Here is a 12,646-nt window from a genome sequence, read left to right as displayed (position 1 = left end):
GCCCGCATCCGACGCACGCCATGAGCCGCTACCGCGAACACCCCGAGGCGATCCGCGCGCTGGTCGAGGACCGGCGCGTGCACCGCGACGTTTACCTGAGCGAGGAGCTGTTCGCGCTCGAGCAGGAGCGCTTCTTCGCGCGCACCTGGCTGTTCGCGGGCCATGCGAGCGAGGTGCCCAAGGCCGGCGACTACCGCACGCTCGAACTCGCGGGCCGACCGCTGGTGATGGTGCGGCAGGCCGACGGCGCGCTGCGGGTGTTCTACAACCGCTGCGCCCACAAGGGCAGCCAGCTCGTGAGCGACGAGCGCGGCAACGCGGGCAAGTTCTTTCGCTGCCCGTACCACGCCTGGACCTACAAGCTCGACGGCGCGCCGCTCGCGCTGCCGCTGAAGTCGGGCTACGAGAACACCGGCCTGGCGCAATGCGAGTCGGGGCGCGGCCTGTCGCCCGTGGCGGGCCTCGCGGTCTACCGCGACTTCGTGTTCGTGCGCCTGTCGCCGCAGGGCCCGAGCTTCGAGGACTATTTCGGCGGCGTGCTGCACGCCATCGACAACATGGTCGACCGCTCGCTCGAGGGCCGGCTCACGGTGGCCGGCGGCGTGTTGCGCAACATCGTCCACTGCAACTGGAAGATGTACCTCGAGAACATCAACGACACGGTGCATCCGATGTCGACGCACGAATCGGCCACCGCCGCTGCCGAGGGCCTGTGGGCCGGCATCACGGCGGCGGAGCCCGAGGCGGCCAAGCCGATGGCGATGGAGCAGATCCTGCCCTTCGGCGCGGGCTACGACTTCTTCGACCGCATGGGCGGGCGCGTCTATCCCAACGGCCACAGCGTGCTGGGCATCCACTTCAGCATCCACTCGAACTACGCGCAGCTGCCGGGCTACGAGGCCGCGATGCGCGCCGCGCACGGCGAGGAACGCGCTACCGAGATCCTGCAGCGCTCGCCGCAGAACTCGATGCTGTTCCCGAGCCTCTCGGTCAAGGGCTCGCCGCAGGCCATCCGCGTGATCCGCCCGCTCGCGGCCGACCGCACGCTGATCGAGGCCTGGAGCTTCCGCGCCGAGGGCGCGCCCGAGCTGCTGCTGGAGCGCTCCATGAACTACAACCGGCTCGTGTTCTCGCCGATGTCGGTGGTGGCGCACGACGACGTGCACCTGTTCGAGAGCATGCAGAAGGGCCTGCGCGGCGAGGGCAACGAATGGGTGAGCCTGCACCGCGACTTCGATCCGGCCGAACTGGCGCAGGGAACGGCCGAGACCAACGGCACCAACGAGCTGCTGATGCGCAACCAGTTCCGCGCCTGGGCGAAGTTCATGGGCGAGCAGGGGGAGGGTGCATGAACGACGCCATCGACCTCGTGGTGCGAGAGGCCGCGCTGCTCGACGCGCGCCGCTTCGACGACTGGCTCGCGCTCTACGACACCGAGTGCCTCTACTGGGTGCCGCTGCTCGGTGCGGCGCAGGCCGATCCGCGCAGCCACAACGCCATCGCCTGCGAGGACCGGCTGCTGCTGCAGTTGCGTGTCGACCGGCTGAAGAACCCGCGCGCGCATTCGCAGCATCCCGCGAGCCATTGCCAGCATGTGCTGCAGCGCTCGGTGCCGGAGGCCGACGAGGCCGGCGAAGGCGGCGAGGCCGTGCTGCGCACTCCGTTCATCTACATCGAGGCGCGCGGCGAATCGCAGGTGCTGCTCGCGGGCAGCTACCGCCATCGACTGGTTCGCATCGAAGACGGCTGGCGCATCCGCGAGAAGCGCGTCGACCTGCTCAACCCGGGCCAGGCATTGCCGGCCATCCAGCTTTTCATCTAGTTCCCTCCCTCGTTCCACTCCCCACCCTTTCCTCCAGGAGCTTCGACATGACCCGCTTGATGCAGTCCCTTCGCCACGCCGCCGTGCTCGCGCTGGCCGCCGGCCTCGGCGCCGCCGCCTTCGCGGCCGACCTCAAGGTCGGCCTGAGCGTGTCGCTGTCGGGCCCGAACTCCTCGCTGGGCGTGCCCTATGCCAAGGGCATGCAGGCCGCGCTGGCCTACAAGGGCGAGATCAGCGGCCGCAAGGTGCAGCTGATCGTGCTCGACGACGGCTCCGACCCCACCACCGCGGGCCGCAATGCGCGCAAGCTGGTGGACGAGGAGAAGGTCGACGTGCTGATGGGCACCTCGGGCGTGCCGGCCGCGATCGCGATGGCGCAGGTCGGGCGCGATGCCAAGGTGCCGATGATCGGGCTCACGCCGATCCTGCTCGACCCGGCCGAGAACGGCTGGGTGATGACGGTGGCGCAGCCCACGCAGCTGATGATCGACGCGGTGGTCGAGCGCATGAAGAAGGACGGCGTGAAGTCGGTCGGCTACATCGGCTTCTCCGACGCCTGGGGCGACCTGGTCTACAACGCGCTGATGAAGGCCGCGCCGGCCGCCGGCATCCAGGTGCTGGGCAACGAGCGCTATGCGCGCGCCGACGCTTCGGTCACGGGCCAGGTGCTGAAGCTGCTCGCGATGAAGCCCGAGGCCGTGATGACCGGCGGCGCCGGCACGCCGGGCGCGCTGCCCTTTCTCGCGCTGCAGGAGCGCGGCTTCAAGGGCAAGGTGTACGGCCAGCACGGCCTGATCAACCCCGACTTCGTGCGCGTGGTCGGGGCCGCCGGCCAGGACGCGCTGATGCCTACCGGCCCGATCATCGTCGCCGAGCAGCTGCCGGCCGACCATCCCACGCGCAAGATCGGCCTCGAGTTCCGCAGCATCTTCCAGAAGGTCAACAACGCGCCCACCAGCGACGCCTTCTCGGCCTATTCCTTCGACGGCTACCTGGTGTTCGCCGATGCGGCGGCGCGCGCGCTCACGAAGGCCGAGGCCGGCACGCCCGAGTTCCGGGTCGCGCTGCGCGACGCGATCTTCAGCACCAGGGAAGTCGTGGGCACGCACGGCGTCTACAACTTCAAGCCCGGCGATCTCTACGGCGTGGACCAGCGCGCGCGCGTGATCGTGAAGCTCGACAAGGGCCAGTGGAAGCTGGCGCCTTGAGCGCGGCGTCCTCCATCCTCCATCCACCCAAAGCAAGCGAGAAGCGAGAGCGATGACGAAGCGAAGGACTGTGCAATGACCTGGGACGTGGCCCTCATCCTGGGCATCGACGGGCTGGCCAACGGGGCCATCTACCTGCTGGCCGGTCTCGGCCTGGTGTTGATCTTCTCGGTGACCCGGGTGGTCTTCGTGCCCTTCGGCGACATCGCGGCCTTCGCTGCGCTGACGCTGGCGGCCTTCGAGACCGGCAAGCTGCCGCCGACCATCGGCCTGGTGGCCGTGCTCGCGGCGCTGGCCGTGCTGACCGAGGTCGGCAGCCTGGTGCGGCGCGGCGAGGCGCGGCGCATTCCGAAGGCCGTGCTGGCCTGGGGCGTGCTGCCGCTGGTGCCCTGCGCCATCGCCTGGGCCGCGGCGAGCGCCGGCGTGCCGGCGCCGGTGCAGCTCGCGGTGTCGGTGCTGCTGGTGGTGCCGGTGGCGCCGCTGCTGGCGCGCGTGGTGTTCCAGCCGATCGCCGATGCCTCGGTGCTGGTGCTGCTGATCGTCTCGCTGGCGCTGCACTTCCTGCTGTCGGGCCTGGGGCTGCTGTTCTTCGGGCCGGAAGGCTCGCGCACCAGCCCGCTGGCCTCGGGCACGCTCACGCTGGGCGACGGCTTCACCGTCAGCGGCCAGGTGATCCTGATGGTGAGTTCGGCGATCGTGCTCAGCGGCCTGTTCTTCCTGGTGTTCGAACGCACCGTGATGGGCAAGGCGCTGCGCGCCACGGCCGTCAACCGCGTCGGCGCGCGGCTGGTCGGCATCCGGCCCGCGCGCACCGCGCTCTTGGCCTACGGCTGCGCCTCGCTGCTGGCGGGGCTGATCGGCGTGCTGATCGCGCCGGTGACCACCATGTACTACGACTCGGGCTTCATCATCGGCCTGAAGGCCTTCGTGGCCGCCATCATCGGCGGCCTCGTGAGCTACCCCATGACCGCCATCGGCGCGTTGGCCGTCGGCGTGGTCGAGAGCTTCGCCTCGTTCTGGAGCGGCGCACTCAAGGACGTGATCGTCTTCAGCCTGCTGATCCCCGTGCTGATGCTGCGCTCGTTCATGGCGCGGCACGTGGAAGAGGAAGAAGAGGAGGTGGACCAATGAGCCGCCGCCCGATGATCCTCTGCGCCGTGGTGATCGCCGCGCTGGCCGTGGTGCCGGCGCTGTTCGGCAGCTTCACCGTCTCGCTGCTCAACGACATCGGCATCGGCGCGCTGGTCGCGCTCGGGCTGGTGCTGCTCACCGGCGTGGGCGGCGCCACCTCCTTCGGGCAGGCGGCCTTCGTCGGCATCGCGGCCTACGCCACGGCCTGGCTCAGCACCACGCAGGGCTATTCGCCGTGGATCGGCCTGCTGTTCGCGCTGCTGCTGACCGGCCTCTCGGCGCTGGCCATCGGGTTGCTCACGCTGCGCCTGGGCGGGCACTTCCTGCCGCTGTCGACCATCGCCTGGGGCCTGTCGATCGCCATGCTGTTCGGCAACGTCGACGCGCTGGGGCGCCACACCGGGCTGTCGAACATACCGCCGCTGTTCATCGGCGGCTGGTCGCTGGCCGATCCGCGTGCCATGTACTACCTGATCTGGGCGATCGTCGGGCTGGCCTTCCTGTTCAGCCACAACCTGTTGCGCTCGCGTCCCGGCCGCGCGATCCGCAGCCTGCGCGGCGGCGCGACCCTGCTGGCGAGCGTGGGTGCCGATGCCTACCGCGTGCGGCTGTCGCTGTTCGTGACGGCGGCGCTGTTCGCCGGGCTCGCGGGCTGGCTCTATGCGCACATGAACCGTTTCGTGAGCCCCTCGCCCTTCGACGTGCGCGCGAGCATCGAGTACCTGCTGATGGCGGTGGCCGGCGGGCTCGGCAGCCTGGTCGGCGCGCTGGTGGGCGCGGGCCTGGTGCTGGTGCTCAAGAACGGGCTGCAGGACGTGCTGCCGCTGATCACCCAGCGCGCCGGCCAGCTCGAGGCGGTGGCCTTCGCGGTCTTGTTCATCGCGCTGCTGCACTTCGCGCGCGGCGGGTTGATGGGCTTCGTGCGGCGGCTGCGCGGGCGCAAGGGCTCGGGCGCGGCGCGCCCAGCCGCGGCGCCGCTGGCGGCCGTCGAGCCGCTGCCGCATCGCGCGCTGCCGGCACGCGGCACGCCCATCCTCTCGGTGCAGGGCGCGGTCAAGCGCTTCGGCGGGCTGGTGGCGGTCAACGACGTGAGCTTCGACGTGGCGGCCGGCGAGATCGTGGGCCTGATCGGGCCCAACGGCGCCGGCAAGTCGACCATGTTCAACCTGCTGACCTGCACCCTGCCGATGAGCTCGGGCAGCGTGCGCTTCCTGGGCCAGGACATCGCCGGCATGCCGCAGCGCGAGGTGGCGCGGCTCGGGCTGGCGCGCACCTTCCAGCACGTGAAGCTGCGCCCGCAGATGAGCCTGCTCGACAACGTGGCGCTGGGCGCGCATTCGCGCACGCGTTCGGGCGTGCTGCGCGCGGGGCTGCGGCTCGATCGCGCCGAGGAGCGGCAGATCCTGCAGGAGGCGCAGCGCCAGCTCGAGCGCATCGGCCTGGGCGATCGCGCGCACGAGCTCGCGGGCAGCCTGCCGCTGGGCACGCAGCGCATCCTCGAGATCGCGCGTGCGCTCGCGGCCGACCCGGTGCTGCTGGTGCTCGACGAGCCCGCGGCCGGCCTGCGCCGCAAGGAGAAGATGGCCCTGGGCGAGCTGCTGCGCAAGCTGCGCGACGAGGGCGTGACCATTCTGATCGTCGAACACGACATGGACTTCGTGATGAAACTCGTGGACCGCCTGGTGGTGATGAACTTCGGCGCCAAGCTGGTGGAGGGCGCGCCGGCCGCGGTGCGTGCCGACGAGCGGGTGCAGGCGGCGTACCTGGGGAGCGTGGCATGAGCACGACGACCCCGATGCTGGAGATCGGCGACCTGCATGTGTCCTATGGCCAGGTCGACGCGGTACGTGGCGTGTCGCTCGCGATGCAACCGGGCCAGATCGTCTCGGTGATCGGCCCCAACGGCGCCGGCAAGACCACGCTGCTCGCGGCCGCGATGGGCCTCTTGCCCTCGAAGGGCGTGCTGCGCTTCGAGGGCGAGGACCTGCACGGCCTGGACGTGGAGGCGCGCGTGGAGCGCGGCCTGTGCCTGGTGCCCGAGAAGCGCGAGCTGTTCGGCGAACTCTCGGTGCTCGACAACCTGCAGCTCGGCGCCTTCTCGCGCCGGCTGCGCGGCAGCGTGCTCAAGAGCCGGCTGCAGGGCGTGTACGACCGCTTCCCGCGGCTGGCCGAACGCCGCGCGCAGCGCGCCGACACGCTCTCGGGCGGCGAGCGCCAGATGCTGGCCGTGGGGCGCGCGCTGATGTCCTCGCCACGCCTGCTGATGCTCGACGAGCCCAGCCTCGGGCTGGCGCCGCTGATCGTGCGCGACATCCTCGCGATCGTGCGCAAGCTGCGCGAGGACGGGGTGTCGATCCTGCTGGTGGAGCAGAACGCGCGCGCGGCGCTCGAATCCTCCGACCACGGCTACGTGCTGGAAACGGGCGAGATAGCGCTCGATGGCGCCTCGCAGGACCTGGCCTGCGATCCGCGCGTGCAGGCCACCTACCTCGGTGGAGGCACGCACGATGAGGACTGAGCCGGGCCCGCTGCCGCCCGCGCGCCGCACCTTGCCGGCGATGCTCGAGCGGCAGGCGGCGCTGTTCGGCGACAAGCCGCTGCTGTCGATCGCCGGTCGGCAATGGGTGCATGCGGATGCGCGCGCGGCCGCCGCATCGCGCGCCGGCGCGCTGACCGCGGCGGGCGTGGAACGTGGCGATCGCGTGGCGCTGATGAGCGGCAACCGGCTCGAGGTGCTCGAGACGCTGGGCGGCTGCGGCTGGCTGGGTGCTGCGATGGTGCCGATCAACACCGCCTCGATGGCGCCGCAGATCGAGTACTTCCTGGCCGACAGCGCGGCGCGGCTGCTGGTGATCGAGAGCGCCTTCCTCGACCGGCTGGCCGGCGTCGACCTCGCGCGCACCGCGCTGCGCACGGTGTGGGTGATCGGCGAGGGCGAGATCGCGCTCGAGGGCGTGGCGGTGAAGGCCTGGCCGGCCGAGGGCGAAGCGATCGCCGCGGCCGAGGTGCAGCCGGGCGACACGCTCGCGATCCTCTACACCTCGGGCACCACCGGCCCGGCCAAGGGCGTGACCTGCCCGCATGCGCAGTACTACTGGTGGGGCGTGAACAGCGCGGCCGTGCTCGGCGTGGGCGCCGACGACGTGCTGTGCACCACCTTGCCGCTGTTCCACATCAATGCGCTCAACACCTTCGCGCAGGCCGCGATCACCGGCTGCCGCGTGGTGTTCGAGGCGCGCTTCTCGGCCTCGGGCTTCTGGGAGGCGATGCGCGCGCACGAGGCCACCGTGGTCTACCTGCTGGGCGCGATGGTGCCGATCTTGCTGGCCCAGCCCGAGGGGCCGGGCGAGCGCGCGCACCGGGTGCGCGTGGGCCTGGGCCCGGGCGTGCCGGCGCATGCGATGCAGAGCTTCCTGGCGCGCACGGGCGTGCGGCTGCTCGAGGGCTACGGCTCGACCGAGACCAACTTCGTCATCAGCACCGCGCCCGATTCGCCGCGCGGCGGCGTGATGGGCTGGGTGCGCCCGGGTTTCGAGGCGCGCGTGGCCGACGCGCACGACGTGGAACTGCCCGACGGCGAGGCCGGCGAGCTGCTGCTGCGCGCGAGCGAGCCCCATGCCTTCGCGAGCGGCTACTTCAACATGCCGGCCAAGACCGTCGAGGCCTGGCGCAACCTGTGGTTCCACACCGGCGACCGCGTGGTGCGCGAGGCCGACGGCGCCTTCCGCTTCGTCGACCGGCTCAAGGACGCGATCCGCCGGCGCGGCGAGAACATCTCCTCCTTCGAGGTCGAGCAGGTGCTGCTGAGCCATCCGGGCGTGGCGGCGGTGGCGGTCTACCCGGTGCGCTCGGAGCTGGCCGAGGACGAGGTGATGGCGGCGCTGATCGCGCGCCCCGGCACGGCGGTGGCGCCCGCCGAGCTCGCGGCCTTCTGCGAGGCGCGGCTGCCGTACTTCGCGGTGCCGCGCTACATCGACATCCTCGAGGACCTGCCGCGCACCGAGAACGGCAAGGTCCAGAAGTACAAGCTGCGCGAGCGCGGCGTGACGACCGGCACCTGGGACCGGCAGCCGGCGCGGCGTACCTAGGCCTGTGGCCGATGTCCAGGGCGGCAAAACGCTAGAATGGTTTAGGACTAAATATTATTGCCATGCAAGCAAATTCTCTTTCCGGCCGCCATGCCCTGGTCACGGGTGCCGCGCGCGGCATCGGCGCCGAGATCGCGCGCACCCTCGCGGCCGAGGGCGCGGTGCTCACGCTGCTGGGGCGCGACCGCGAGGCGCTGCAGCGCGTGGCCGACACGCTGCCCGCCGCCGCCTCGCACCGCGTGGTGGCGGCCGACGTGGCCGACCCGGCGGCCGTGCAGCAGGCCTTCGCGCAGGCGCGCGCCGCGCTCGGGCCGCTTGCGATCCTGGTCAACAACGCGGGCGCGGCCGAGAGCGCGCCTTTCCTCAAGACCTCGGTCGAGCTCTGGCAGCGCATGCTGTCGGTCAATCTCACGGGCAGCTTCCTGTGCACCCAGGCGGCGCTGCCCGACATGCTCGAGGCCGGCTGGGGCCGCATCGTCAACATCGCGAGCACCGCGGGGCAGAAGGGCTATGCCTACGTCGCGGCCTACACGGCGGCCAAGCACGGCGTGATCGGGCTGACGCGCTCGCTGGCGCTCGAGGTGGCGCGCAAGGGCGTGACGGTGAACGCGGTCTGCCCGGGCTACACCGACACCGACATCCTGCGCAACAGCGTCGCCAACGTGGTCGGCAAGACCGGCCGCAGCGAGGCCGACGCGCTGGCGGAGTTCTCGAGCGTGAACCCGCAGCGCCGCATCGTGCAGCCCTCGGAGGTGGCCGACGCGGTGCGCTGGCTGTGCGGCGAGGGCGCCGCCTCGGTCAACGGGCAGTCGATCTCGGTCTCGGGCGGGGAGGTCACATGAAGCACAACGATGCCTCGCATGCCGCGCTGAGCGACGCGGAGGAACTGGGCCACGAGGCGCGCGCGCGCACCGAGGACCATGCGGCCCTCAAGCTGTGGCTGCGCATGCTGGCCAGCACCACCCAGATCGAGGCCGAGATCCGGCGCCGGCTGCGCGAGCGCTTCGGCATCTCGCTGGCGCGCTTCGACTACATGGCGCAGCTCTACCGCCACAAGGAAGGGCTGAAGATGCGCGTGCTCTCGCGCTACCTGATGGTGACCGGCGGCAACGTCACCGGCCTCACCGACGAACTGGAGCGCGAGGGCGTGGTGGCACGCGCGCCCAGCCCCGAGGACCGCCGGGCCTGGATCGTGAGCCTCACGCCCAAGGGCCGGACCAGCTTCGAGGCGATGGCCAGCGAGCACGAGCAGTGGATCCTCGAGATGTTCTCGGGCCTGGACATGAAGACCATCAAGCAGATGCATGCCCAGCTCGGCGAGCTGCGCGTGCACGTGATGCGCAGCGAGCCCGCGGGCGAGGAGGGCTGAGCGATGGCCGAGACGCCCATGCGCTTCACCGAGTTCAGCCGGCCGCGGCTGATCCGCTTCTCGGACTGCGATCCGGCCGGCATCGTCTTCTACCCGCAGTACTTCGTGATGCTCAACGGGCTGGTCGAGGACTGGGTCAACGAGGAGCTCGGCATCGGCTACGACGCGCTGGTCACCGGCCGCCGCGTCGGGCTGCCGACCGTGAAGCTCGAGGCCGATTTCCGCGCCGTGAGCCGCATGGGCGACCGGGTGGCGCTGGGGTTGGCGGTCGAGCGGCTCGGTTCGCGTTCCCTGAGCTTGCGGCTGCGCTGCTTCGAGCCGGTGTCGGGTGAAGTGCGCATGCAGGTCGGCCAGGTGCTGGTGACCACTTCGCTGGAAACCCACAAGGCAATCGAGATCCCGGCCGACCTGCGCGCGGCGATCCTGAAGGGCGCGATGCCTTCTTAAGCCCCGGGGAATGTCGATCCCTCTAAAGGAGGAGTTCCCCCGGGCTTGTACTACCAGCGTACTGCTCCCACAATTCCGGGCCTGGGAAAATAAGGCGGAGATGAATGGGAACGGTTGATGAGAATCCTGCTGGTTGACGATCACGGCCTCGTGCGCGAGGGCGTGGCACTTCTTTTGCGCTCGCTCGACCCCAAGATCGGCGTGCACCAGACCGCCGACATCCACGATGCGATCGCGGCCATGCGCACGCATGGCCCCTTCGACATCGTGCTGCTCGACCTCGAGATGCCCGGCATGCGCGAGCTCGACTCGCTTCACCTGTTCCGCGGCCAGTTCCCCGAGCAGGCGGTGGTCGTGCTGTCGGCCAACGAAGACCCCAACACGGTGCGCCGCGCGATCGACGACGGCGCCATGGGCTACGTCAAGAAGTCGCTCGACCCGGCGACCATGATGCAGGCGCTGCGCGTGGTGCTCGACGACGGCATCTACGTGCCGCCGGTGTGCCTCGAGCCGCCGCGCACCGACGAGCCCTCGCCGGCCGACCGGCTCGCGAGCCTGCGACTGTCGCCGCGCCAGGAAGAGGTGCTGCTGCGCCTGGCCCACGGCAAGTCGAACAAGGCGATCGCGCGCGAGCTCAACATCTCCGACACCACCGTGAAGTCGCACCTGAAGGTGGTGTTCGAGATCCTCGACGTCCACAGCCGCACCCAGGCCATGTACGAGCTCTCCCGCCTCGGCTGGCGCGCGATGGAAGCCGGATGAGGAACCGGGCCGCGGCGCTGGTCGCCGAGCAGGTTGGATTGCTGGCGACCCAGTCGCGCAACGCCGTCCTCGGCTTGCTGGTCGGCTGCTCCTTCGTCTCCGCGATCCTCGCGCGGCACGTGTCGTGGGTGCTGATCGGAGCCTGGCTGGCGCTGTTCATTGGCGCCAACGCCTACCGCATGCGGCTGGGCGCGCGCCTGCTGAGCGACCGCGAGCCGCGCGATGCCGCGGCGCTGAGCAAGTTCTTCTACATCGCGCTGATCAACGGCATCTGGATCGGCCTGCTGCCCGTGATGTTCTTCGGCGTGCTGCCCGACGAGTCGCGGCTCGCGCTGACCGTGATCGTGCTGCTCGCCGCGGCCGGCGGGGCCGCCACCTATGCCTCGTTCGCGCGCGGCTACCTGTGCTTCCTGCTGGTCGGCGTGCCGCTGGTGGCGCTGGGCTGGGGGCTGCACGGCGGTCCGCGTGCCTGGGCGGTGGTGCTGTCGCTGCTGATGTACGCGGTGGTGATGGCGCGCTTCTCGACCTATCTGGCGAGCGTGTTCGAGCGCTCGGTGCTGATCCGCTTCGAGGCCGACGCGCAGCGCGAGCAGGCCGAGCGGATGCGCGTGGTCGCCGAGGAGGAGCGCGGCAAGGCCGAGGAGGCGCGCCACGTGGCCGAGGAGGCGAGCGTCTCGAAGTCGCGCTTCCTGGCCAATGCCAGCCACGACCTGCGCCAGCCGGCGCAGGCGCTCGCGCTCTACACGGCGGTGCTGACGCACAACGCCGAGACCGACGAGCAACGCCAGATCGCGCGCAGCATCGCCGAGGCCAGCCGCGTGCTGGGCGACCTGCTCGACAACCTGCTCGACATGTCGCGCCTCGATGCCGGCGCGGTGCAGCCGCGCGCCCAGGCGGTCGACATCGGCCAGATGCTGGCGCGCCAGGGCACCGAGGCGCGCGCCATGCTGGCCGGGCGCAACGTACGGGTGGAAGTGGAGGGCGGCGCTTTCGTGGCCCAGACCGACCCGGTGCTGCTCGAGCGCGCGCTGCGCAACATCGTGGGCAACGCGGTGAAGTTCACCACCTCGGGCCTGATCGCGATCCGCGCCCACATCGTCGGTCCGGTGATCCGCTTCGAGGTGGAAGACACCGGCCAGGGCATCGCGACCGAACACCAGACGCTGATCTTCGAGGAGTTCTTCCAGGTCGACAACCAGGAGCGCGACCGGGCCCGCGGCCTCGGCCTCGGGCTGTCGATCGTGCGCCGGCTGATCCACATGCTCGGCGGCGAGGTGAAGGTGGAATCGGCGGCCGGCAAGGGCTCGAAGTTCACGCTGACCATTCCCGCGCTGTTCACGCGCGCGCCCGACGAATCCGACCTGCGGCCGCGCCCCTCGGTGCCGATGCCCGATCTGCGCGGCCGGCGCGTGCTGGTGATCGACGACGAGCAGATGGTGAGCAACAGCCTGAGCGCGCTGCTCCAGACCTGGGGCGCCGACGTGGACACCGCCGACGGCCTGCATGCCGCGCTCGCGCTCGGGCCGCCCGGCAACTGGCAGCTGTGCCTGTGCGACCTGCGCCTGCGCGGCGGCGAGGACGGCATCTCCACGGCGGCGCGGCTGAACCGCGATGCGCCCGACCTGCCGATCGTCTTCATCACGGGCGACACGGCCCCCGCGCGCATCGAGCAGGCGACCCGCACCGGCCGGCCGCTGATGCACAAGCCGGTGGACGAAGTCCAGCTCGCGAGGCAGGTGCGCGCCTTGCTCTGAGTCCGGATTCGCCCCCCAGGTCCACCGTCGGCGGGCCACGATTTCCTCTCTCCCGTTTCCCGCCG

General features: G+C 70.8%; 12 protein-coding genes. All 12 read left to right on the top strand.

Translation table 11 applies throughout. The features are described 5' to 3' along the window. The first annotated feature begins 20 nt into the window (after positions 1-20). The 12 genes from ACEN9J_RS12145 to ACEN9J_RS12090 all read left to right on the top strand — a co-directional run bounded on the left by ACEN9J_RS12145 (position 21) and on the right by ACEN9J_RS12090 (position 12,581). Positions 21-1,352: an aromatic ring-hydroxylating dioxygenase subunit alpha gene (locus tag ACEN9J_RS12145; protein WP_413764197.1), complete on the top strand. Its 1,332-nt coding sequence runs from the start codon at positions 21-23 to the stop codon at positions 1,350-1,352. Continuing rightward, on the top strand, positions 1,349-1,822 hold the full coding sequence (locus tag ACEN9J_RS12140) for an aromatic-ring-hydroxylating dioxygenase subunit beta (protein ID WP_413764196.1): 474 nt from the start codon (positions 1,349-1,351) through the stop codon (positions 1,820-1,822). Before ACEN9J_RS12145 ends, ACEN9J_RS12140 begins: the two co-directional genes overlap by 4 nt. Positions 1,823-1,869: 47 nt before the next feature. Beyond that, entirely contained in the window at positions 1,870-3,030 is a 1,161-nt protein-coding gene (locus ACEN9J_RS12135) for an ABC transporter substrate-binding protein (RefSeq protein ID WP_413764195.1), read from the top strand. A gap of 75 nt (positions 3,031-3,105) precedes the next feature. Next, a complete protein-coding gene (locus ACEN9J_RS12130; protein ID WP_203204956.1) occupies positions 3,106-4,161 on the top strand; it encodes a branched-chain amino acid ABC transporter permease in 1,056 nt (351 codons plus the stop codon). Continuing rightward, positions 4,158-5,942, top strand: a complete 1,785-nt coding sequence (locus ACEN9J_RS12125; protein WP_413764194.1) for an ABC transporter permease subunit — start codon at positions 4,158-4,160, stop codon at positions 5,940-5,942. Before ACEN9J_RS12130 ends, ACEN9J_RS12125 begins: the two co-directional genes overlap by 4 nt. Continuing rightward, the gene (locus tag ACEN9J_RS12120) at positions 5,939-6,679 is read left to right on the top strand and encodes an ABC transporter ATP-binding protein (RefSeq protein ID WP_057590614.1); all 741 of its coding nucleotides are present in this window, start codon (positions 5,939-5,941) and stop codon (positions 6,677-6,679) included. Before ACEN9J_RS12125 ends, ACEN9J_RS12120 begins: the two co-directional genes overlap by 4 nt. After that, positions 6,669-8,249 (top strand): ATP-dependent acyl-CoA ligase, encoded by a 1,581-nt coding sequence (locus ACEN9J_RS12115; protein WP_413764193.1) that lies wholly within the window; start codon positions 6,669-6,671, stop codon positions 8,247-8,249. The genes ACEN9J_RS12120 and ACEN9J_RS12115 overlap by 11 nt, the downstream gene beginning before the upstream one ends. A 62-nt stretch (positions 8,250-8,311) precedes the next feature. Then, positions 8,312-9,091, top strand: coding sequence for an SDR family NAD(P)-dependent oxidoreductase (locus tag ACEN9J_RS12110; protein ID WP_057590612.1), 780 nt, complete (start codon positions 8,312-8,314; stop codon positions 9,089-9,091). Beyond that, positions 9,088-9,618, top strand: coding sequence for a MarR family winged helix-turn-helix transcriptional regulator (locus ACEN9J_RS12105; RefSeq protein ID WP_093348989.1), 531 nt, complete (start codon positions 9,088-9,090; stop codon positions 9,616-9,618). The genes ACEN9J_RS12110 and ACEN9J_RS12105 overlap by 4 nt, the downstream gene beginning before the upstream one ends. Before the next feature lie 3 nt (positions 9,619-9,621). Next, positions 9,622-10,065, top strand: a complete 444-nt coding sequence (locus tag ACEN9J_RS12100) for an acyl-CoA thioesterase (RefSeq protein WP_413764192.1) — start codon at positions 9,622-9,624, stop codon at positions 10,063-10,065. A gap of 117 nt (positions 10,066-10,182) precedes the next feature. Beyond that, positions 10,183-10,827 carry a response regulator gene (locus tag ACEN9J_RS12095; RefSeq protein WP_064262281.1) on the top strand — a complete coding sequence of 215 codons (645 nt, stop codon included), beginning with the start codon at positions 10,183-10,185 and terminating at the stop codon, positions 10,825-10,827. Next, positions 10,824-12,581 (top strand): hybrid sensor histidine kinase/response regulator, encoded by a 1,758-nt coding sequence (locus ACEN9J_RS12090; RefSeq protein ID WP_413764191.1) that lies wholly within the window; start codon positions 10,824-10,826, stop codon positions 12,579-12,581. The genes ACEN9J_RS12095 and ACEN9J_RS12090 overlap by 4 nt, the downstream gene beginning before the upstream one ends. Positions 12,582-12,646: the final 65 nt, after the last annotated feature.

It is taken from the genome of Variovorax sp. Varisp41 (assembly GCF_047325085.1).
Taxonomy (GTDB): Bacteria; Pseudomonadota; Gammaproteobacteria; order Burkholderiales; family Burkholderiaceae_C; genus Variovorax.
This window is presented reverse-complemented; position numbering and strand designations above follow the sequence as displayed.

Excerpts from the sequence above, each read along its gene's own strand:
- ACEN9J_RS12120 (WP_057590614.1), top strand. The coding sequence starts at position 5,939 with ATGAGCACGACGACCCCGATGCTGGAGATCGGCGACCTGCATGTGTCC.
- ACEN9J_RS12095 (WP_064262281.1), top strand. The coding sequence starts at position 10,183 with ATGAGAATCCTGCTGGTTGACGATCACGGCCTCGTGCGCGAGGGCGTG.
- ACEN9J_RS12125 (WP_413764194.1), top strand. The coding sequence starts at position 4,158 with ATGAGCCGCCGCCCGATGATCCTCTGCGCCGTGGTGATCGCCGCGCTG.
- ACEN9J_RS12105 (WP_093348989.1), top strand. The coding sequence starts at position 9,088 with ATGAAGCACAACGATGCCTCGCATGCCGCGCTGAGCGACGCGGAGGAA.
- ACEN9J_RS12090 (WP_413764191.1), top strand. The coding sequence starts at position 10,824 with ATGAGGAACCGGGCCGCGGCGCTGGTCGCCGAGCAGGTTGGATTGCTG.
- ACEN9J_RS12140 (WP_413764196.1), top strand. The coding sequence starts at position 1,349 with ATGAACGACGCCATCGACCTCGTGGTGCGAGAGGCCGCGCTGCTCGAC.
- ACEN9J_RS12145 (WP_413764197.1), top strand. The coding sequence starts at position 21 with ATGAGCCGCTACCGCGAACACCCCGAGGCGATCCGCGCGCTGGTCGAG.
- ACEN9J_RS12115 (WP_413764193.1), top strand. The coding sequence starts at position 6,669 with ATGAGGACTGAGCCGGGCCCGCTGCCGCCCGCGCGCCGCACCTTGCCG.
- ACEN9J_RS12130 (WP_203204956.1), top strand. The coding sequence starts at position 3,106 with ATGACCTGGGACGTGGCCCTCATCCTGGGCATCGACGGGCTGGCCAAC.
- ACEN9J_RS12135 (WP_413764195.1), top strand. The coding sequence starts at position 1,870 with ATGACCCGCTTGATGCAGTCCCTTCGCCACGCCGCCGTGCTCGCGCTG.
- ACEN9J_RS12100 (WP_413764192.1), top strand. The coding sequence starts at position 9,622 with ATGGCCGAGACGCCCATGCGCTTCACCGAGTTCAGCCGGCCGCGGCTG.
- ACEN9J_RS12110 (WP_057590612.1), top strand. The coding sequence starts at position 8,312 with ATGCAAGCAAATTCTCTTTCCGGCCGCCATGCCCTGGTCACGGGTGCC.